The organism is Shinella sp. WSJ-2 (assembly GCF_003432075.1).
GTDB lineage: Bacteria > Pseudomonadota > Alphaproteobacteria > Rhizobiales > Rhizobiaceae > Shinella.
On the sequence record NZ_QWBU01000005.1, the window covers coordinates 15,110 to 34,194 of the forward strand.

A 19,085-nucleotide genomic window follows, 5' to 3' on the forward strand; every position below is an offset into this window, starting at 1 on the left:
ACTGTCCGGATTGCCATTGGCTCCAGGTCCGAGCGCGGGCCTTTATCGATCCCGATAATCATCGATTATAGGGAGTAAAGTCATGTCATTCAGTCTGAACATGGAAAAAGCAAAACCCTACTTAGTGGGTTTCGTTCTTGGCCTCGTGGCTGCACCGATTATCGCTTTCAATGCGGGATGGGTTTCGACCACCAGCGCGCGCACCGAGGCGATCAGGACCGCACGGGTAGAGACTTTGGCGGGCATATGCTCTGCCACGGCCGGTCGCATCGCCACCGCCAGCAGCACCGATCTGGCAACCTACAAAGGATACGAAAACCGTGCGAAGCGGGACGAACTCGTCGCCGCCGCGATGGCGGATATCCAGGTGCCGGCGGATCTCCTCAGCAAGGTCACCTTCGATTGCGGGCGCACTTTGTCCTGATAAGCACGAAATTCGCAAGATGCGAAGCCGGAGGCGTTTTCGCCCTCGGCTTTCGGTTTGATAAAATTTTGAATATTCAAGCCGGTGGCCGTTCCTGCCGAGAATCTTCGACCCGCATGTTTCGGATTGCTATTTTCGCTTCGGCAACGGCGTAGGACTGGCCATCTCGTTGGTCAGGCGGAGCGTGCGCAACTTATCGGTCTTCTTCTCTCGCGCTGTCGTCTCCTGGTCGATGATCCTCCAGGCGACCAAGTTGGTCTCCGACGCCTTTTTGTGCGCAGTGGTCTTTGTCGGCTTGAAAAACCGTTCGCTATTCGCTGTCATCCGTCAACTCCTTCATCCCGCAACGACTGATCGTCATCCAGGCGTCCGCTTATCTTTCACGACTGTGAGGCGACCACGAAGTCGATGGCGTCCCGAACCGTCAGGAATTCCTCGGCCGGCTCGCCAGGAACGGCGATGCCAAACTCGTCTTCGATGAGCATTACGATTTGGACCATCTCCAGGGAATCAGCACCGAGGTCATCGACAATTGAAGCATCATCGACGACCTTCGATTTCTCGACGGCCAACTGTCCAATGATGATGTTTTTCACACGCTCGGCAATATCGGCTCTTCCGTCTTCCATGGCGAGGTGTCCTGATGAAGAATAATTACTGGGACGCTTCCGGCTGACGCGACTGGGAGGGATGAAGGCGATCATAGCGGCTTTGGTCCGGGCGGTAGGCCCAAACAAACCCGACCGTCAAAACCAATGCGACAAGGATGGCTGTCAGACGATTGGGCATCGCGGCCACGCTGCGGTGGAACCGCCCTCATTTTCCCAAACCTCGACACCGGCGCGCTGTTCTTGCGCGCGGGCTTTGCGGGATAGAGGATAGTTTCCGGCATCGATCGTCGCCGACTTGATCAATCGGATAAGATTTGCCGCGTCCTCATTCTTTGTTTCCTGTCCAGGCGCAAGGCTGTGGGTCTCATAATCGGCATTCTTGAGAACCTGCCGAAGGACAGTTCGGTGGTGCGTTCCCGGAATATCGGGCCCTTTGAAGATGAGGATTACCATAGCCAACCCTCCATAAGGAGGACGAGCATCATCGTGAGGCTGACTGCAAAAAACACATAGCCGCCCTCAGTGGTCCATACATGTCTGTGCTGTTCGTGGAAGAATGCGGAAGACATTGAGTCCTCCTTCATTTCAGGGCCAGGGTAACCAACCCTCAAACAGCAGCGCCCTTATCAATGGCTGCTGGAACATCGAGCTTGCGCCCGATACCACGCGTTGGCAAGCCATCAATTGAGGCCGTTTCATGCCGGTAGCGCCTCGAAGTTAGTGGTCGACGGATGAGACGGCGACGCGGACTGTTCGTCATCGTTGGCTTTTGACAAGGACGCCACCGCTGAAGGTCGCAAGGCTTCCGCCCCAACAAGGCGTGTAGCAACAATGCGCATCAAGCGAATTCCCCTGCTGTTTTCGAAACCAAGCAACAACATCACGGCTGATCCCTCTAACAACTTTGGAGTCCAGCCGATAAGACGCGCTGTCCGGTCGCATGAAGACAAGAGACACATCGTCATCGAGACATTTGATAAGGCTGGCTTCAGGCGCATCCAGGTTGTTCTGTTGCTATCTGTCGTTGATGACGTCGCTCACATTCTTCGTGGCGGCGTGGTTACGGCGCTGTGCCTGGACGCGGTTACAAACGCCTACCACATCCAGGACGGTATGCCGGTGCTGGAATTAATAGTAAAAAAGTGCCGGTTCGATGCCTGAGCAACTGCGTGCTCCCTATGGCAGCAAGGCGTGAAGTCGCCCGGATGCACGGAAATGGTTCCCCCGGCGCGACCTTTTCCCGACAACCACAAGACCCACGATGATGCACAGCGACTTTGATCAACGACGGAACGTTGCGTGCTTCCAAGGGTTGGTGAGCATTGGCAGGAGAGTATCGTGTGCAAAATTCTGGTCGTCGAAGACGAAGTGCTGATCCGCTTGACATTGGTTGACGCACTGCATGAGGCGGGCTTCGATGTTCTAGATGCCGGCTCGGCAGAGCATGCTATCGAGATCATAAACGAACAGACGATCCATCTGCTTTTTACGGACATCCAGTTGCCAGGTAAGCTGACCGGCCTTGATGTCGCCTATAGAGCTGCCGAGCGTTTTCCCGATGCCGGAATCATCGTGGCGTCCGGCCGGATAAAGCCGGCGAGCACGGATTTACCGCCCGGAGCAAAGTTCTTTTCAAAGCCATTCGGTTTCGACCAGATCATCGAATGCTTCAAAGCGATGAATCGCGCCTAGATTTCGGCCGCATTCCAGATGCACATATATGACTGCGCACGCGATATGATCCGTGGCATAACTCGCTGGGCCGAGTTCGAGATAGCTTCATGAAGATCGCAGGCGATACCGGAACGATTTCATCACGAGAGCGCTTCCTTGAAGCGATCGTGCAAAGCGCGATCGATTACGCCATCATATCCATGGATCTCGACGGCCTCGTAACGAGCTGGAACGAAGGCGCGGTAAAGATACTGGGCTGGGAAGCCGAGGACATGATCGGGAAACCGGCTACGGTCTTCTTCACACAGGAAGATAGGGAAAACGGTGTTCCGCAGAAGGAGATGACCGCTGCCCTCAACCGGGGCCGGGGCAATGACGAGCGATGGCATCTGCGCGCCGATGGCACGATGTTCTGGGCTTCAGGCGAGATGATGGCTTTGCGAGCGCCCGATGACAAGATCATCGGCTTCATCAAGATCCTTCGCGACAGGACCGGGGAACGTGAACGGGCGGAGCGTGAACGCCTCCTCATGTATGAACTTGCTCACCGTATGAAGAATACGCTGTCCGTCGTCCAAGCGATCGTGACGCAGTCGCTGCGGAATGCCGTTTCGCTCGACGATGCGAGCGACAAACTTCAGTTGCGTATTGCCGCCTATGCCAAGGCCCATGAAATCCTGTTGCAGAGGGACTGGGTAAGCGCGACGCTTGCAGACCTTGTGACGGCCGCCAGCATGAACATCGGGATGGAGGGGAACTCCCGTATCAGGGCAGACGGGCCTGATGTTCGGCTCGGCCCCCAGGCCGCTCTATCGTTTGCAATGGTTTTTTACGAACTTCTGACAAACGCTTCAAAGTATGGAGCCTTGTCAAACGAAGAGGGGTGTGTCGAGATATCTTGGGACTTAGAGCACCGCGATGGAATGGAGACTCTCATCGTGTGTTGGCGGGAGATAAATGGCCCGCCCATTGTCAATTTCGAACCGGACCGCAAGGGTTTTGGTTCGCGCCTCATCGTTTCTAGCCTGCAAGCCTTTGGGGAGGCATCCGTTTCCTACCGGCAAGAAGGGTTCGTCCTCCTTGCCGCGCTACCGCTCGCGAGAATCCAGCTGCAAAGCGACTTGTCTGCGATTGAACCCGCGCCGCGCTGACACGACCGCATCTTTCCTGGATATTCGGAACCTGTAGGCCTTTCTCGCAGCTTCAGCTCCATTCGACGAACATGATCTTTCACTCGCAGGACAAGCCAACAAAAAAGGCCGGGGCGAAACCGCACCGACCTTCCTCATTATCGCTTGTCTACCAGTGCCAGTACATCCGTGGTCAAAAGCATGAAGCAATGGCAGCAATTGCGAGCGGCAGAGATTTTCCAGCGCTCATTAGCAATTCCAATAATAATATAGATTTTCATTGTGTCGAAAACAAGTGCAATCAACATGTCTTATTAAATATCACAAAATTGGCAGTCAACTGCATCTTTAAATTACAGAAACCAGTTGTTGCCAAAGGAGGGGAACTGGTTCACTGTAATTACTCCAGCAGCCATTTTACGGACGCTGCTGTTTGAGGGTTTGTTACCCTAGCCCCAAGCGAGGAGGACACGATGTCTTCCCTATTCCAACAACCGAAGAAACACGATTTCGCGACCGTAGCCGGTTACGTCGTAACCGCTGCGAGCCTTCTCATGGTCATCTATATCCTGACCGTGGGATGGCTTTGATGGCCTTGAATACAAAGAGGGCGAGAAAGCGGTGCTCAAAATGACCGAAAGAACCACAGAAACCGAAATCACATTCACGTATCCGTTTCACCTGGAGTCCCTTTCGGAGCCTCTGGAAGCGGGCACCTATCGCCTGGTCGTAGACGAGGAGTTGATAGAAGGTCTGAGCTTCACGGCGTATCGGAGGGTGGCGACCCATCTTGAGATTCCCGCGATCTCGGTCGCGATCAATAGGCGCCAGTTTCTTCAGGTCTCCCAGCAAGAGATCGACGCGGCGTTGGAAAGCGATGGAACTGGCCAGGATGATGCCCCGCGTGACTTTTCCTGATTGCAAGATTGATTGACAGTCGGGAATGCTCATGAGGGCGCTACGTCGTTCGACTATCGGTCGTCCACCCATCATGGTCACCCGAAGGTTTCCGAGCCACTTCGATAAAAAAAGCCGGCGAATGCCGGCCTTTTCCGAGATGGTTCAGCGTCTATAGCGCAGGCGCTCCTGTTCGACTTCCGCCGGCCCGTAGGGGGCGAGGCTGTCATCGAACCGGGTCCAGCCCTCTTCGGCGTAGGCTGCGCGCCGCTGATCGGGATCAACCCAGTTTGACTTGCGAAGGATGGCTTCGGCCTCCGCCTGGAGGCTTTCGTCAACCTTCGCCGTCACGAGCGTTCCGCCGCGGCGAACCCCCTCCGCATAGACATGTGCATCGTCTTCGGAGACGCCGGATTCCGTGAGCGCGCCGATCAGCCCGCCTGCTGCGCCGCCGGCTACCGCGGCTGCCACTGCGCCCGCCGCCGTGGCGGCAAGCCAAGCAAGCGAACCGTTCTCAAGAAACCGCCAACCAAATCTCTGAAACTTTTGGCTGCGCGAACTGCCCGACTGAGACGGCACCGCGATTAGCAGGAAGCCGAGCTGTATCAGCATGTGAATTAAGCGTCTCAACAAGGTTCGCCCGCAATAACGCACTGAAAAATATAGATAACTTATGTTATTCAGGGAGAGCGCTATTTTGCGTGAGATTTTTGGTAGCGGAGGCAGTCTGACGCGAACGCGTCTCAGAAGCCGACTTTCCCTGATAAGAGGCTATTTATAGGGATTTTTCCGGATTCTGCCTTCCTCTAGGCCGCGCGTCAAAATTTAACTAATTAAAATTGGGGCTTTGCATGACATTCCCTTACAGCTCGAACAGGGAATTGCTGAATTGGCACCTGGGAAATGTTAAGCCAGAACTGGGACCCGACGAGATGAGGTGCAGCAGCGACTGGCGCATTCCGCGTCGCAAATCAATTCCGTGCCAGCCGGTCGCCGGCGGCAACGAAAAGCTAAGGCCTGTTATCGTACAGCCATCGATCCGCGCTGGCGCCCCAGTAAACATACGGAATTTCTGTTGCTACCGATCGGCTTTTGACCTGCGCGGAAATTAATACTTATAGGAATCACCTGGTTAGACGGATTTAAGCCCCCAAAGTTAGGGACGTCGAATAATTTATTCGCTCCGTAACCGGCTTTCCGCCCGCAAAACTACAAGCCAATCTTCAACATGTGATGCACGCGACAATGCGGGAACCACCAATCGTCGCAAATCGGCTTCAGGCTTCGTCAGCATTCTCGCTCCGGTTGAAGGATCGTACCATTCGATGGACCCGGTCAATGCAGTAAGAACAGATGGATCAAGGTCGATCGAGACCGCACCGTCGATATAGACGACAGCGAAGGTCCCGTCGTCCGCAACGGCTGATACGGTGGAGACGGATGGCGCCCCCTCGACATGGCGCATGAACCGGCCGTCATCGGGCTTCAACTTCCACCAGTCAAAACGCGCGAACAGGCCCGCCAGATGGCCGATGCTCACGGCCCCCTGACTGGCAAGCGCCTCACGCCACTCCGCGGGCGTGTCGTAAAGCGCGGGGCCGCCGAAATGCCAGACGGGATTGTTGCCGAAGACCTGGCCGCTCGCGCCCGACAGGAGGGCGCCATAGGCGATCTTGCGGATCTCGGCCGCCTCCACCCCATGCTCGCCTTCGTAGCGCGCTTCGATCAGGAAGAAGGGTCGATGCGGGCCGGCGCGATAGCGCGCCTGCACGGCGGCGGCGACGTCCTCGTAGGTATAGACCGTATCGAGCGCCAGCCATCTGGCATCGGGCCAATAGGCGGCAGTCGCAGTGTCGCGGTTGCCGTGCACGGTCTGCATCGCGCCGGGCGCGCCCTCCGCGATGCCTTCCGCCAGCGCCTCGACCAGCGCGCGGTCCGGCGGATCGTAATCGCCGCCCTGCACCCAGACGATATTGGGATAGCGGGCATAGCGTTTGCCGACATAGCGTCCGTAGGCGCGCAGCGCATCGGGACCGGCGGCCGCCATCTCGGCATACCAACCCTGCGGCCCGCCGTTCGCGCCGGCATAGGCGGGCGCCAGCAGGACCAGCATGCCGGCCCGGAATGCGGCGTCGAGCACATGTTCGGCATCGGAGAAATAGCGGTCGTTCGGCCGCGTAAAATCGCCGGGCACCAGGAACGGGGGGATACCAGCGGCATTGTTCGGCGCGTTGCGGGCGAATTCATGCTCGATCAGCGAGACCAGGATGGTGTTGAAGCCGCGCGCCTTGCGATCGGCGATGTAGAGATCGGCGTCTTCGGCCGGCAGGTCCGAGATCAGCGACCAGGCCGCATCGCCGGTAATGAGAAAGGGTTTTCCGGCCGCGTCCTCCAGATAGGTGCCTGCGGCGGCGATGCGCAGTGGAAAGCGGACCTCGGCGCTGGCGGGCGGGGCGTCGCCGGCCAGCAAGGCAAGCAGCACGAGGCAGAGCCGCATGGAAAAGGCAATGGTTCGCATCATATCCGCTCCCTTGGCCGGCGCCGCGGTTCAAAGCCGCTCCCGCACACCCCGCAGCCAGTTCTTCAGGGGTGATGGCAGGAAGGTGCGCAGGCCGGCCCGCAGGCCGCGCGGCATCGACCAGCCGTCCAGCGCAAGGGGGGCAGCGAGCGGCGGCGGGTTTGCCGCGATATCGCGCAGCACCGCCGCATACTGCGCCGCCATGCGCTCCACCGTGAAGGCGCCCGCGACCTTGCGGCGCGCGCCGAGCGAAAGACCGTGAAGCTGCGCACGGTCCTTGTCCAGCGCGCGGACGATGGCGGCGGCCCTCGCGGTATCGCCGACCGGAAAGAGCAGCCCGTCCTGTCCATTCTCCACGATCATGTCGGTGACGCCGCGAAGCGCCGAGGCGACAGGCACGCATCCGGCGGCCATGGCCTCCACCAGCGCCATCGGCAGGCCCTCGTAGCGCGACAGCATGAGGAAGACGTCGTGGGCCGCCAGCAACGCCGGCACGGCATCCGCCGCGACGGCCCCGGTATAGACGACGCGCGGCGTCACCCCCGGCATGGTGGCCTTCAGCCGCTTGAGATCTGGACCATCGCCAGCGATCGTCAATGTCGATGACGCAGGCAGCCGCTCCAGAATATCGGGCAGCCACAGGATCCCTTTCGAGGCATCCTCGATCCGCCCGAGGAACAGGAGGCGAAGCCCCTGCCCGATCGGCCGCGCCGGCCGGTCGGCTGCGGGAAAGGCGTCCAGGGAAACGGCGTTCGCAATGACGAAGGTGCGCCCGGCGGGGAATTGATGGCGTTTCACGAGGTCGTCGCGGCAGCGCTGCGAAACGCAGACCGTCGCATGCACATAGGGCCGGATCGCCTCCGCCGCCGCATAGGTTCCCGGCGTGATGTTGTGCACGACCATAAGGCGCAGGAGATAGGGGGGAAGATAGCGCACGATATTGGTCTGCACACGGTCGCTGAGCACGTTGACGACGACGCCGTCGAAGCCGCCGGCCAAGATTGCCCGCTCCATCAGGCGGGCGGTGCTCTTCCCATCGTCCGAGGCGGTCGCCTCGACGAGCGTGCCGAACGCGGCCTCCCGCTCCATGCCGGCGGGAAGGCCTTGCCCGGCAAGTGTCAGGCCGAGCCAGCAAAGCTCGATGCCATCAGGCGCCAGGCCGGCGCGCAGATGCCGGAACACGGTATAGGTGCCGCCGAGATGCGGCAGGACGAAATAGGCGATCTTCATGGGCGGCCCTCTGCCTCCCTTGTCCAACCGGATGCGCCGTCACGGAAGCTGGGCCTTGGACGGCGCAAGCGGCCCTTCGCAGGAGACGGCCGGTTCCCTACCTCTTTCGGCGGAGGTCCGGTCGCCAAATATCCGCGTTTTCCGCACCGCGTCACGGCGCGATAGTGCGGCCGCTTTGGCAATCCCTTCAGATCCCAATCGACAGCGGTGGACATTCCATGAAGATCGCCTTGCTCGGGCAGTTCGGGTCCGGAAACTCGGGAAATGACGGTTCGCTGGAAGCGATGCTCGTTTTCATGCGCCGTGCGTGCCCCGATGCGGCCCTGCTGTGCATCTGCTCCAATCCCGTGGCGATCGGCGAGCGCTTCGCGCTTGAGGTGACCGGCCTTCGCGGCGCGGCCTTCGTCCACCCGTTGCTGCGTTGGTTCGATGGGAGGCTCGGACGGATCCACGGCCGGCTCACCGGCCTGGTCTCGATCCTGCGGGTGCTCGGCGGCGTGGACGTGATGGTCATCCCGGGGACGGGCATCCTCGACGACTTCCAGGAGACGCCGTTCGGCTGGCCGTTCATCGTCTACTGGTGGTGCCTTGCCGCCAGGCTGCGCGGCGCCCGCATCGCCTTCGTCAGCATCGGCGCCGGCCCGATCCGCGGCGCCCTCAGCCGCTGGTTTCTCACATCCGCGGCGCGAATGGCCACCTATCGTTCCTACCGCGACGACTTTTCGCTCCGTTACGTCCAGGGCCTGGGCATCGATACCGCTTCGGACCACCGCTTCCCCGACCTTGCCTTCGGATTGCGCGAGCCCGTCCGCCCCAATGCGATGCAGCGCCGACAAATACCCGCGACAATCGGCATCGGCGTCATGCGCTATCGGGGATGGGAGCGCGACCATGCGGACGGCAATGCCATCTACCGCACCTACGTGGACAAGATCGCGGCGATCGCGCGCCGGCTGCTCGACGACGGGCATGACGTGCGCCTCTTCATGGGCGACACATCCGATGAGCGGGCCCTCGACGATATCCTCGCCGCCCTCCCGGAAAACGGCACCCACGGCCACCTTTCGGCAGCGCGCACCGTCTCGCTGCATGCGGTCATGGATGAGATCCTGAAGGTCGATCTCGCCATCGTCTCGCGCTTTCACAACCTGCTCTGCACCCTTAAGCTCGACCGGCCGGCGCTGTCGCTCGGCTATGCGGACAAGAACGACGAACTCATGACCGAATTCGGCCGGGCCGATTTCTGCCACCACATCGAGACCTTCGACGTCGAGCAGGTCCTGCGGCAGGTGGACACCGTGCTCGCCGACCTCGCCGCCGCCGAAAGCGCGATTGCCCGCCGCAACGCAGCGATCCGCTCGGAGCTTGTCCGGCAGCAGGACCTGCTTCTCTCGCAGGTGCTGGTCGCTCGCGGCGGGAAAAGCCTACCCCTTGCACAGGATGCCCTACGCTGAATGGACAAGTGGCCACCGTCCCCCATGCGCCTATCCTCGTTGCAACCGGCGGAGTGAAGCCATGCCCCAGAGACCAGAAGCCCCCAGCCCTTTCCGGAAAGCGTGAGCAGCATGGTCCGACGCGCTTATGTTATGGCATCGCTGGAGCAGTATTTCGCGCTGCTCATCAATTTCACGGTGCTGGTGATCATGGCCCGCATCCTGACGCCCGGCGAAATCGGCGAGGCGGTGACGGGTCTCGCGGTCGCCGTCGTCGCCTTCTCCGCCCGCGAATTCGTGACGCCGGAATTCCTCATCCAGCGCAGCACCGTCGATGCCGAGGCGCTGCGCACAGCGCTGACGCTTCAAGTCGCCGTCAGCGCGGTGATCGCTGGCGGCCTCGTCGCCGTGTCGGGCCTCGTCGCCCGCTTCTATGCCGCGCCGGACCTCTCCTTCTTCCTTTTGCTCGCTGCGGCGGCGGGACTGGCCGAGTCCCAGGCCCAGCCCGTCATCGCCCTGCTCCGGCGCGAGATGGGTTTTGGCGCGCTCGCCTGCATCCGCACGGCGGTTTCGCTGACGACCGCGCTTGTAACGATCGCGCTCGCCATCCTCGGCTTCGGTCCCGTCAGCTTCGCATGGGGCATGCTTGCGGGGTCGCTCACGCTCGCGATGCTGGCCGTTGCCTGTTCGCCGTTTCCCGCAGCGGCGATTTTCCGCCCAGGCCTTGCGCGCTGGCGCGAGGTGCTGGCCTTCGGCCTGTTCAAGGGGGCCGCACTCGTGGTGGAGCGCATTCACGAGACCGTGCCGCAGTTGATCCTCGGCCGGATCGCCTCCATGACCTCGGTCGCGCTCTACAACCGGTCGAACGCCCTGTGCGGCATACCCGACCGCATCATCATGTCAGCCTTCCACAGCATGGCCTTCCCAGCACTGGCAAGCCGCGTGCGGGAGGGGCACGACATCGAGAAGACCTATCTCGGCGTGCTCGCCTATCTGTCGGTTCTCTACTGGCCGGGTGCGGCGCTGATCTCGCTTCTCGCGCCGTCGATCGTGGGCATCGTGCTCGGCCCGCAATGGGCGGAAGCCGTGCCGGTCGTGCGCGTTCTGGCGCTCGCCGCCGTTTTCTGGCTGCCCGTTATCGTGACGGGGCCGCTTCTCCTGGCGCTCGGCCGCAACAGGGACGCGTTCCTGGCAAGCCTTGTCTCGCGCTGCTTTGCCGCCGGCATCCTTTGCGCCGCCAGCCTCTACGGTGTGATGGCAATGGCGCTCAGCCAGTTCGTCTCGCTTCCCCTCCAAATGCTGGTCGCGCTCGTCTTCGTGCATCGCCACGTTCGCTTTTCCCTGCTTGGCCTTCTCACAGCACTGATGCCGAGCGCCGTCGTCACCGGTTTCTCGCTGGCAGGGCCGGTCGTACTGCTGGCACTGCCCGGACATCCAGACGCGGGCCTGCCCGGGTTTTGCGCCGCGATCCTCCTTGCCGGCATCGGCTGGCTGATCGGGCTGCTCGCCACGCGCCACCCGTTCCTCGCCGAACTGCACATCCTGCTCGCCGCCGGCCGCGACCATGCCCGCCGCCTGCGCCGGTTTCTCGTCGCATCGGGGGCCTGAGCCATGCCGAGCGTCGACGTCGTCATTCCGAACTACAATTACGGCCGCTATCTCGAAGCCTGCGTGAAAAGCGTGCTCTCGCAGGACATGCACGATGTGCGCGTCCTGATCGTCGACAATGCCTCGACGGACGACAGCGTCGCGGTCGCCGAACGCCTCGCCTTCGGTGATCCGCGGGTGGAACTGCTGCTGCGGCCGGAAAACATCGGCCCCCACGCCTCCTTCAATGCGGGGATCGACTGGGCGCGGGGCGACTACTTCCTCCTGCTCTTCGCGGACGATTTCCTGGTGCCGGGCGCACTGCGCCGGGCGACATCCGTCATGGAACGGGACCGCGCCATCGCCTTCTCCTACGGCCGCGACGTCGCGATCCGGGGCGATGCGCCGATCCCCGAGATCGAAGCGCAGCCCGCCGCCCCGCCGGTGACGCTGATGACGGGGCGGGCCTTCATCGAGCGCTTCTGCCGCCTCGGTGTCTTCCAGATCCCCGGACCGTCCATCGTCGTGCGCACGAGCGTGCAGAAACGCGCCGGCCACTATCGGCCGGCCCTGCCGCACAGCGACGACTACGAACTCTGGCTGCGGCTTGCCTTGCACGGAACCGTCGCCGAACTGGATTGCATCCAGGCGGGCATCCGTTCGCACAATGCGAACCGGTCCACGGACCTTTGGGCGCACCAGATACTGCACATCCGCCATACGGCGGATGCGGCCGAGAGTTTCTTCTACCATGAGGGACGTTGGCTCGACGGGGCGGAGACGTTGCGCCGCCGCGCCCGGCGCGGCATTGCCGAGCGCGCTTACTGGTCGGCGGTGTCGCATGCGCTCCGGGGAAACAGGCAGGCGTGGAAGCTGCTGATGCTCGCCTTCCGCATGGCGCCGGCGACCGCCGTGCTGCCGCCGCTCGGCTATCTGCTGCACCGGCCCGATACGGTGCCGCGCATGCGCTCCCTTCTCTCCAAGGTCCTACGATAGACTTCAGCGCGCCGCAACGTCGCCTTCATCAAGGTCAAGGCTCACCCGCAGGATGTCGCCGGCACGCACCGGATCCGTCTGGCCGACCGTTACTTCGCTGTACTTTCCATCGACCAGCCGCACAGCAGAGAAGCGGTAGGCCGCCTGTCGCGTTCCGTCCTTTTTGTCAAAGGCGATGCCGGCCTCGGCCATCGCCTGCAGGCTGTAGGTCATCTTTCGGCGAAGGCGCAGAATATCAATGTTCAACTCCCGCAGCTCCGCCGCCACTTCGCCGCGGCGCTGCCCGCGCAGCGACTTGAGACGGCCATCGATCACCGTCAGGTTCTGCCGGGCGCGGGCGAGGAAGGAGCCGAATTCTAGCACGTCGCGGTTGGTCGCCGATATTTCCCGCTGCTTGTCGCGCAGCTGCGTCTTCGGCGTCAGGCCGCGCTCCACCATGCTCTGGGCGAGCTTGACATCCTCGTCCAGCAGGGTGAGCTCGCCGTCGCGCAGCTTGCCGCTCTTCTCCAGCGTGTCGATCTCGTCGAGATAGCCGAGTTTCTGCTGCTCCAGGCTTTTCAGCTCGGCGTCGAGCGTCGCGCGGCGCAGCTCGAACAGCGTGCGCTCGGCGTCCACGACCTGGCGGACGATGCGCGGGTCCGGGGTGCCGATCTCCTCACTCGGCAGATAGGTGAAGGGCTGGCCGATCAGCTCCGCCTCGAGGCGAACCCGTTTCACGTCCTGCCCGAGAAGCTGCACGCCGAGATCGGCATAATCCTGCCGCAGTCCGGCAAGCCGCACGCCGGCATTGTCGCCCTGCGCCAGCACCTCCTTCTGCCCGCCGCCGAGCGCGAAAAGCTCGAGCGCGATCATGCCGGGGCGGAACTCGTAGCGCCCGGGCTTCTGGACTTCGCCCACGACGAAGACCGGCGCATAGGCTTCCACGACGACCGCGACCGACAGGTTGGCGATATGCTCCTTCAGCCCGGCATCGATGGCCTGGCGGACCTCGTCGACGCCCTTGCCGGTCACGGCGACGTTGCCGAGCAGCGGATAGCCGATCGTGCCGTCCGTGCCGATGGGAAAGGACCCGCTCAATCCCGGATCGCCATAGACCGTGACGCGCAGCACATCGCCGCTGGCCACCGTGTAGCCTTGGTTCTGGGCGCTTGCCGGCGTCACCGAAGCCGCCAGGAGCAGGAGGCAGGCAAAAACGGCTGGGCGTAGAATACGCCGCTGGGCGTGATGATTGGCTTGGATGCGTGCCATGGTGCTTTTAACCTTACATCCCGACGATAGAGGGCCTGTCGACAGGCGTTTCCATACGTTTTCTGACCTCGGACGCCGGGCCGGGATAGTCGGCGATGAAGGGACGACGTTCCGGCATTCCGAGATCGTGCGGGATGACGGCACGGTTTTCGCCCGAATGGGGACGGCGCAGGAAGCTGGCGCGCAATTCGAGAAGCAGCGCCGCAAGCGCACCGCCCGCGAGGCCGAACACCAGCCCGCCGATTAGCCAGGCGGACGCGCTCGGGCTCGACGGCGATCCGGACGGCACCGCGCGCGAAATGATGCGCGCCTCCGCCATCGCGATGCCGTCCTGCTCGATCGTCTGCTTGTAGCGCGTGAGATAGCTCTCGTAGATCGCCCGGTTGGCGCTGGCCTCGCGGTCGAGCTGGTCGGCCTGCACGATCGCCTCGTTGGCGTTCGACATCTCCGCCTGCAGCTGCTTCAGGCTCGCCTCCAGGCCGGTCTGCTGGCGTCGCGTGACCTCGATTTCCGTGCGCAGGCTATCGACGATCTGCTCCACCTCCGCGCCGATCTGCGCCTGGATCGTCTCCAGCTGCGAGGTCAGCTCCGGAATTTGCGGGTTCTTGACCGCGCCGCTTTCGCTGATCGCGGCAAGCTGGCGCTTGAGACGGGCTTCCTCGGTACGCAGCTGCTGGATCGCCACTGAATTCAGCACCTCCGGAAGGGCAAGGCCAGTTTTTCCATCCGACATGTCAACCGCCGTCGCAAGACGCGCAACCGACCCCGCAAGCTGGGCCCTCAGCCGCGCCAGCTCGGTGTTCAGGCCGGCGATCTGCTGGGACAGCAGGGTCGTGCCGTTCGACTTGGCAATGCCGGATTTCTCGCGGAACAAAGTCGCCGCATGTTCCGAGCGCTCCAGCTCGCTGCGCAGGCTGACGAGGCGCGTTCCAAGCCAGTCGCTGACCCGGCGCGTCGCCGTCGTCTGCACATCGACCTGATAGTTGATGTAGGCCTCGGCATAGGCATTGGCGACTGCGGCCGTGAATTCGGGCTCCATGCCGCTGAAGGCGACATAGATCGTGTAGGAACGGCCGTCATTGGTGACGCGGACGCCGGAGATGAGGCTGTCGAGCAGGACACGCCGATCGGTGCCGGCGCGGTTCATACGGTCGGACAGCGCCGCCTGGCCGGCCCCGTTTTCCGCCGTCAGGCCGAAGTCCTTGGCGGCATCGATACCCTCCGCCTGCAGATCGGCCAGAACCCTCTCGGCCATGGAACGGGAGCTGATGATATCGACCTCGGTGCGCAGCACCGGGCTTTCCTGCGGCAGCGGCGAAACGACGGATTCCGTCGGCAAGGCCTGGAACTTGCGCATGTCCAGCGCCAGCACCGCCTCCGCATTGTAGCGCGACGGCTGGTCGAGATAGCCGATGCCCGCAATCGCTACACCCGCGACAAGACAGGCCAGAATGGGCCACCGGCGGTCGACAATGACGGTAAGGACCCGGGGTAGGACGAACTCCTCCGGGGCGGCCGGTTTCTCTGACCAGATCATGACTGAATTCCTGTTATGGGAGCCGGGTTCACGCCCGGCTGTTCTGATAGGTCTCGTCGGACATGATCTCGCCGACCTTGCAGGCGACCTCCGTGCGATTGGTCGCGCCGAGCTTCTTCATGATGTTGCGGATGTGAACCTTCACCGTGCTTTCACAAAGGTTGAGTTCGCGGGCGATGATCTTGTTCGCCTTGCCCCGGCGCAGCGCTTCGGCGACCGCGGCCTGGCGCACCGTGAAGGCGGATCGGCCGCAGACCTTTTGCGGATAGCTGCCGAGAAGGCCGCGCATCGCAAGCACGCTGCTGGCAGGAACGAACTGTCCGCCGGCAATGGCAAGCCCGATCGCCTCGATGCAGATATCGATATCGACGGAGCTTGGAATGAAGCCGTGGACGCCGAGGTCGATGACCTCGAGAACATGGTCGAGTGTCTGGTTGTCGGACAGCACCACCACCGGCACCGGCTCCAGCGTCGTCAGGAGCTGCGTGATCTCATCCCTGAGATCGGGCTCGGAGACATTCCTGCTGCCGATATTGACGAGGCTGGCGCGAAGAGTGCCGAGGTTGGCCTTGCCCTGCTGCCAGGCGGCAAGTCCTGAAAAGGTGAAGACGCTGATACCGATGCGATGCGAATGCAGGCTGTTGGCGAGACATTCCCGGTCGAGATTCCGCTTGTCGAAGATCGCGACATAGTCGCTTGCGGCATATTGCTGAGGCTGTTGCCGGTCGATGTACTCCCTGGACTCGGCGCGCGGGTCGCTGCCGATCGAATTCCTTGTCCGGAAAATATCGATCGACTCTTCGTCGAAATCCGCTTCGTCGTCTCTCGCCATGGTACCCCTCACTAATTTCCTGGTCAGAATTACGAGTCTGGGTCTGCGTCGATCCGTGCTGTCTGCCCTATGCGAGGGCCATCTTGCGCACCGTGAAAGCCTCCGCGAAAAGCGAGGGCGATCGGCACTCCATGCCGCGCATGCGGGCTAATCCCCGGAAGACATCCGCGTGGAACCAGTCCTTGGACCGTTGCGTCGCAAAATGTTCCATGAGCAGATCGATCTTGCGATCGATGACATCCGGAGGCAGAGGCACGTAGGCATTGCGCTCCGTGATGTCGCCATCCCATTTCGGGATTTCATATTCTAAGACGAAGTGGTCCCGGAATATATTCGTTGTCAGCTTATTTAGCTCCCGATGATCCTGATGGGCATCGCGACGGCTGTGGGTGAAGATGACGTCCGGCTCGACCCTATCACGCAATGCCAGCATGAAAGTCTTTATCTCGCGGCTCTGGCTTGGAAAGTAGCTGTCCTCGAACCCGCAGACCTCGACCGTGGTGGAGATGGCACCTGCGAGGAAGGCGGCGGCAGCCTGGCGCGTTTCGGCGGCCCGCTCCGGCGTCGCGCTCATGACGCACCAATGGACCTCCAGTTCCACGCCGGCCGCGATCAGGCCAAGGATCGTGCCGCCCGCGCCGATCTCGATATCGTCGGCATGCGCGCCGAGGCAGAGGACCCGCAAACGATGTCCGGCGGAAGCGAGGGGCAGCGTCTTCATGGCCGGCCGACCCTGCGCAGCCTGGATATGCGCTCTCCCTCCGTCTGGCGGACCCACGGCATCTCGCCGCGCTCGACCATTTCCTCCAGCATCTGCCAGTCGCGCAGCGTGTCCATGGAGCGCCAGAAGCCCTCGTGCTTGTAGGCCATCAGCATGTCGTCCTTGATCAGCCGCTCGAAGGGTTCGAGCACCAGCTCCTCGCCCTCGCGCATGTAGTCGAAGATCTCGTTGCGCATCAGGAAATAGCCGCCGTTGATCCAGATCTCCGACGTGTCCGACGAGCGGAATTCGCGGACACGGCCCACCTCGTCTATATCGGCGAGATGGTAGGTGAGCGGCGGCCGGACCGCGAGGAAACAGGCGAGCTTGCCGCTCGCTTCGAACCGGGCGACCATGTCGTCGAGGTCAACGTCGGTCAGGCCGTCGCTGTAATTGGCCAGGAAGATACGCTCGCCTTTCACCTGCTCGCGCACGGCCCACAGCCGTTCGCCGATATTGCGCCAGATGCCGGTATCGATCAGCGCGATGCGCCAGTGCTCCTGCGCTTCGCCGAGCAGCTCGACCCGCCCCTCACCGGAGACGATGCAATCCGAAAACGTCTGCGGCCGGCAGTTCAGGAAGAAGTCCTTGATCACATTCGCCTTGTAACCGAGGCAGAGCGTGAAGTCGTCGTGGCCGTAGGAGGCGTAATACTGCATGACATGGCGCAGGATCGGCTGCGCGCCGAGCGGGATCATGGGCTTGGGCACGGCTTCCGAATATTCGCGGAGGCGCGTTCCCCGCCCGCCGCAGAAGAGCACGACCTTCATGACAGATCCTCCAGCGGATCGAGGATGGCGACCTCGGGAATGGGAACGACGAACTTGGCACCCCATTCGCCGACATGGCGCATCTGGGCGACGATCTCGGCCTTGAGGTTCCAGGGCAGGATCAGGATATAGTCTGGCCGGTGGCGATCGATCGCCTCGACGGGCAGGATTGGAATGTGCATGCCCGGCGTGAACCGGCCGTGCTTGTAGGGATTCCGGTCGACGGTGAAATCGAGGAAATCCGTGCCGATCCCGCAATAGTTCAAAAGCGTATTGCCTTTGCCGGGCGCGCCGTAGCCGCAGATACTCGCCCCCCGCTCCTTCACGCTGATGAGGAAATAGAGGAGGTTGCGTTTGGCTTGCCGCGCGCGCACGGCAAAGGAGGTATAGGCCTCCACGCCATGCAGGCCGGAGCGACGTTCCCGTTCAAGGAGCGCAGCGACATTTGGGCTGATCACCCCCGAGCGCCCGGCATGGCCGAGATAAACGCGCAGCGACCCGCCATGGGTCGGCAGTTCCTCGACGTCGAAGATCTCCAGGCCGTGCAGCCGGGCGGCGACCTGTACCGTGAACAGGGAAAAATACGAGAAGTGCTCGTGGTAGATCGTATCGAACTGGTTCTGCGCGATCAGCGTCGCGACATGGGGGAACTCCAGCGTCACGACACCCTCGGGCTTGAGGATGCGCTTCATGCCGCCTACGAAATCATTGAGGTCGGGGACCTGCGCGAGCACGTTGTTGGCGACGATCAGGTCGGCCTTCTGGCCGGCTGCCGCCATGTCGCCGGCAATTCGCTTGCCGAAGAAGGCGGTCTTCGTCGGGATGTTACGGGCAATCGCCACCTCCGCGACATTGATCGCCGGCTCGATGCCGAGCACGGGAATGCCCCGCGCCACAAAATGCTGCAGGAGATAGCCGTCATTGCTGGCGATCTCGACCACGAAGCTGCGCGCGTGGAGGGCAAAGCGATCGATCATGCGGTCGCAATAGCGCTCCGCATGCGCCACCCAGCTAGTGGAGTAAGAGGAGAAGTAGGCATACTCCTCGAAGATGCTCTCCCGGCTGACATATTCCTCCAGCTGCACCAGCAAACACTCCTCGCACACGCGCACATGCAAGGGATAATATGCCTCCATCAGGCCGAGTTCGCTTTCCTGGCGGAAGCTTTCGCACGGCGGCGACATGCCGAGATCGACGACGGTGTGCTTCAAGGTTCTGCCGCACAGCCGGCAGGCCGGCCTGAGCGACAGGCTGTGAGATTGCGCAAGCGAATGGCTGGCCTGAAAACTCATGGCAACGCCTCCAAGGGAATACCCGGTCCAGACCGAAGGAGGAGGCGATCGAAGATAGCCTATCCGCAAAGGGACCGTTTCTCGACGTGGTGCCAGATTAGGCGTGGAATACGAAGCCTGCCATACTACTTTGCGAACACCGAACC

19 protein-coding genes and 1 pseudogene are annotated in these 19,085 nt (G+C 61.9%); 8 read left to right on the top strand and 12 right to left on the bottom strand.

Going from position 1 to position 19,085, the window contains the following annotated elements:
- Positions 1-82: 82 nt before the first annotated feature.
- Positions 83-424 carry a hypothetical protein gene (locus D0Y60_RS13245; RefSeq protein ID WP_117370441.1) on the top strand — a complete coding sequence of 114 codons (342 nt, stop codon included), beginning with the start codon at positions 83-85 and terminating at the stop codon, positions 422-424.
- 129 nt (positions 425-553) lie between these two features.
- Here D0Y60_RS13245 and D0Y60_RS13250 read toward each other — a convergent pair whose 3' ends face one another.
- The 3 genes from D0Y60_RS13250 to D0Y60_RS13260 all read right to left on the bottom strand — a co-directional run bounded on the left by D0Y60_RS13250 (position 554) and on the right by D0Y60_RS13260 (position 1,488).
- On the bottom strand, positions 554-748 hold the full coding sequence (locus D0Y60_RS13250) for a hypothetical protein (RefSeq protein WP_117370442.1): 195 nt from the start codon (positions 746-748) through the stop codon (positions 554-556).
- Positions 749-804: 56 nt separating this feature from the next.
- Positions 805-1,053, bottom strand: coding sequence for an acyl carrier protein (acpP, locus tag D0Y60_RS13255; protein WP_117370443.1), 249 nt, complete (start codon positions 1,051-1,053; stop codon positions 805-807).
- Between the two features lie 144 nt (positions 1,054-1,197).
- Positions 1,198-1,488, bottom strand: coding sequence for a hypothetical protein (locus D0Y60_RS13260; RefSeq protein ID WP_117370444.1), 291 nt, complete (start codon positions 1,486-1,488; stop codon positions 1,198-1,200).
- Positions 1,489-1,866: 378 nt separating this feature from the next.
- Between D0Y60_RS13260 and D0Y60_RS13265 the strand changes: the two genes are divergently transcribed.
- The 4 genes from D0Y60_RS13265 to D0Y60_RS13280 all read left to right on the top strand — a co-directional run bounded on the left by D0Y60_RS13265 (position 1,867) and on the right by D0Y60_RS13280 (position 4,757).
- A complete protein-coding gene (locus D0Y60_RS13265) occupies positions 1,867-2,196 on the top strand; it encodes a hypothetical protein (RefSeq protein ID WP_117370445.1) in 330 nt (109 codons plus the stop codon).
- A 177-nt stretch (positions 2,197-2,373) separates the two neighbouring features.
- Complete coding sequence (locus D0Y60_RS13270) at positions 2,374-2,727, top strand: response regulator (RefSeq protein WP_245409174.1); 354 nt, start codon at positions 2,374-2,376, stop codon at positions 2,725-2,727.
- Between the two features lie 89 nt (positions 2,728-2,816).
- The gene (locus tag D0Y60_RS13275) at positions 2,817-3,860 is read left to right on the top strand and encodes an HWE histidine kinase domain-containing protein (protein WP_117370446.1); all 1,044 of its coding nucleotides are present in this window, start codon (positions 2,817-2,819) and stop codon (positions 3,858-3,860) included.
- Between the two features lie 609 nt (positions 3,861-4,469).
- A complete protein-coding gene (locus D0Y60_RS13280; protein ID WP_117370732.1) occupies positions 4,470-4,757 on the top strand; it encodes a hypothetical protein in 288 nt (95 codons plus the stop codon).
- Between the two features lie 144 nt (positions 4,758-4,901).
- On the opposite strand, the pseudogene D0Y60_RS13285 reads toward D0Y60_RS13280, so the two are convergent.
- The 3 genes and pseudogenes from D0Y60_RS13285 to D0Y60_RS13295 form a co-directional block, all read right to left on the bottom strand.
- A pseudogene (locus tag D0Y60_RS13285) lies at positions 4,902-5,234 on the bottom strand (hypothetical protein); the annotation flags it as partial.
- A 676-nt stretch (positions 5,235-5,910) separates the two neighbouring features.
- Complete coding sequence (locus D0Y60_RS13290) at positions 5,911-7,257, bottom strand: DUF4038 domain-containing protein (protein ID WP_117370447.1); 1,347 nt, start codon at positions 7,255-7,257, stop codon at positions 5,911-5,913.
- Between the two features lie 27 nt (positions 7,258-7,284).
- Positions 7,285-8,484 (bottom strand): glycosyltransferase family 4 protein, encoded by a 1,200-nt coding sequence (locus tag D0Y60_RS13295; protein WP_117370448.1) that lies wholly within the window; start codon positions 8,482-8,484, stop codon positions 7,285-7,287.
- 218 nt (positions 8,485-8,702) lie between these two features.
- On the opposite strand from D0Y60_RS13295, the gene D0Y60_RS13300 reads away from it, so the two are divergent.
- The 3 genes from D0Y60_RS13300 (at position 8,703) to D0Y60_RS13310 (ending at position 12,500) form a co-directional block, all read left to right on the top strand.
- Positions 8,703-9,938 (top strand): polysaccharide pyruvyl transferase family protein, encoded by a 1,236-nt coding sequence (locus D0Y60_RS13300; protein WP_117370449.1) that lies wholly within the window; start codon positions 8,703-8,705, stop codon positions 9,936-9,938.
- 111 nt (positions 9,939-10,049) lie between these two features.
- A complete protein-coding gene (locus D0Y60_RS13305; RefSeq protein WP_117370450.1) occupies positions 10,050-11,525 on the top strand; it encodes an oligosaccharide flippase family protein in 1,476 nt (491 codons plus the stop codon).
- Between the two features lie 3 nt (positions 11,526-11,528).
- The gene (locus D0Y60_RS13310; RefSeq protein ID WP_117370451.1) at positions 11,529-12,500 is read left to right on the top strand and encodes a glycosyltransferase family 2 protein; all 972 of its coding nucleotides are present in this window, start codon (positions 11,529-11,531) and stop codon (positions 12,498-12,500) included.
- Positions 12,501-12,503: 3 nt separating this feature from the next.
- Here D0Y60_RS13310 and D0Y60_RS13315 read toward each other — a convergent pair whose 3' ends face one another.
- The 6 genes from D0Y60_RS13315 to D0Y60_RS13340 form a co-directional block, all read right to left on the bottom strand.
- Positions 12,504-13,748 carry a polysaccharide biosynthesis/export family protein gene (locus D0Y60_RS13315; protein ID WP_117370452.1) on the bottom strand — a complete coding sequence of 415 codons (1,245 nt, stop codon included), beginning with the start codon at positions 13,746-13,748 and terminating at the stop codon, positions 12,504-12,506.
- Between the two features lie 13 nt (positions 13,749-13,761).
- The gene (locus D0Y60_RS13320; protein ID WP_117370453.1) at positions 13,762-15,285 is read right to left on the bottom strand and encodes a GumC family protein; all 1,524 of its coding nucleotides are present in this window, start codon (positions 15,283-15,285) and stop codon (positions 13,762-13,764) included.
- Positions 15,286-15,313: 28 nt separating this feature from the next.
- Positions 15,314-16,117: a response regulator transcription factor gene (locus D0Y60_RS13325; RefSeq protein ID WP_117370454.1), complete on the bottom strand. Its 804-nt coding sequence runs from the start codon at positions 16,115-16,117 to the stop codon at positions 15,314-15,316.
- A gap of 67 nt (positions 16,118-16,184) precedes the next feature.
- A complete protein-coding gene (locus D0Y60_RS13330; RefSeq protein WP_117370455.1) occupies positions 16,185-16,838 on the bottom strand; it encodes a PIG-L deacetylase family protein in 654 nt (217 codons plus the stop codon).
- Positions 16,835-17,647: a glucose-1-phosphate cytidylyltransferase gene (locus tag D0Y60_RS13335; protein WP_117370456.1), complete on the bottom strand. Its 813-nt coding sequence runs from the start codon at positions 17,645-17,647 to the stop codon at positions 16,835-16,837. Before D0Y60_RS13335 ends, D0Y60_RS13330 begins: the two co-directional genes overlap by 4 nt.
- Positions 17,644-18,939 carry a class I SAM-dependent methyltransferase gene (locus D0Y60_RS13340; protein WP_117370457.1) on the bottom strand — a complete coding sequence of 432 codons (1,296 nt, stop codon included), beginning with the start codon at positions 18,937-18,939 and terminating at the stop codon, positions 17,644-17,646. Before D0Y60_RS13340 ends, D0Y60_RS13335 begins: the two co-directional genes overlap by 4 nt.
- Between the last annotated feature and the right edge of the window lie 146 nt (positions 18,940-19,085).

Bases quoted from the DNA above. Each gene is read 5' to 3' on its own strand.
- D0Y60_RS13315 (WP_117370452.1), bottom strand. From the start codon at position 13,748: ATGGCACGCATCCAAGCCAATCATCACGCCCAGCGGCGTATTCTACGC.
- D0Y60_RS13290 (WP_117370447.1), bottom strand. From the start codon at position 7,257: ATGATGCGAACCATTGCCTTTTCCATGCGGCTCTGCCTCGTGCTGCTT.
- D0Y60_RS13320 (WP_117370453.1), bottom strand. From the start codon at position 15,285: ATGATCTGGTCAGAGAAACCGGCCGCCCCGGAGGAGTTCGTCCTACCC.
- D0Y60_RS13310 (WP_117370451.1), top strand. From the start codon at position 11,529: ATGCCGAGCGTCGACGTCGTCATTCCGAACTACAATTACGGCCGCTAT.
- acpP (WP_117370443.1), bottom strand. From the start codon at position 1,053: ATGGAAGACGGAAGAGCCGATATTGCCGAGCGTGTGAAAAACATCATC.
- D0Y60_RS13250 (WP_117370442.1), bottom strand. From the start codon at position 748: ATGACAGCGAATAGCGAACGGTTTTTCAAGCCGACAAAGACCACTGCG.
- D0Y60_RS13305 (WP_117370450.1), top strand. From the start codon at position 10,050: ATGGTCCGACGCGCTTATGTTATGGCATCGCTGGAGCAGTATTTCGCG.
- D0Y60_RS13330 (WP_117370455.1), bottom strand. From the start codon at position 16,838: ATGAAGACGCTGCCCCTCGCTTCCGCCGGACATCGTTTGCGGGTCCTC.
- D0Y60_RS13300 (WP_117370449.1), top strand. From the start codon at position 8,703: ATGAAGATCGCCTTGCTCGGGCAGTTCGGGTCCGGAAACTCGGGAAAT.
- D0Y60_RS13275 (WP_117370446.1), top strand. From the start codon at position 2,817: ATGAAGATCGCAGGCGATACCGGAACGATTTCATCACGAGAGCGCTTC.
- D0Y60_RS13340 (WP_117370457.1), bottom strand. From the start codon at position 18,939: ATGAGTTTTCAGGCCAGCCATTCGCTTGCGCAATCTCACAGCCTGTCG.
- D0Y60_RS13280 (WP_117370732.1), top strand. From the start codon at position 4,470: ATGACCGAAAGAACCACAGAAACCGAAATCACATTCACGTATCCGTTT.
- D0Y60_RS13335 (WP_117370456.1), bottom strand. From the start codon at position 17,647: ATGAAGGTCGTGCTCTTCTGCGGCGGGCGGGGAACGCGCCTCCGCGAA.
- D0Y60_RS13325 (WP_117370454.1), bottom strand. From the start codon at position 16,117: ATGGCGAGAGACGACGAAGCGGATTTCGACGAAGAGTCGATCGATATT.
- D0Y60_RS13265 (WP_117370445.1), top strand. From the start codon at position 1,867: ATGCGCATCAAGCGAATTCCCCTGCTGTTTTCGAAACCAAGCAACAAC.
- D0Y60_RS13295 (WP_117370448.1), bottom strand. From the start codon at position 8,484: ATGAAGATCGCCTATTTCGTCCTGCCGCATCTCGGCGGCACCTATACC.
- D0Y60_RS13260 (WP_117370444.1), bottom strand. From the start codon at position 1,488: ATGGTAATCCTCATCTTCAAAGGGCCCGATATTCCGGGAACGCACCAC.
- D0Y60_RS13245 (WP_117370441.1), top strand. From the start codon at position 83: ATGTCATTCAGTCTGAACATGGAAAAAGCAAAACCCTACTTAGTGGGT.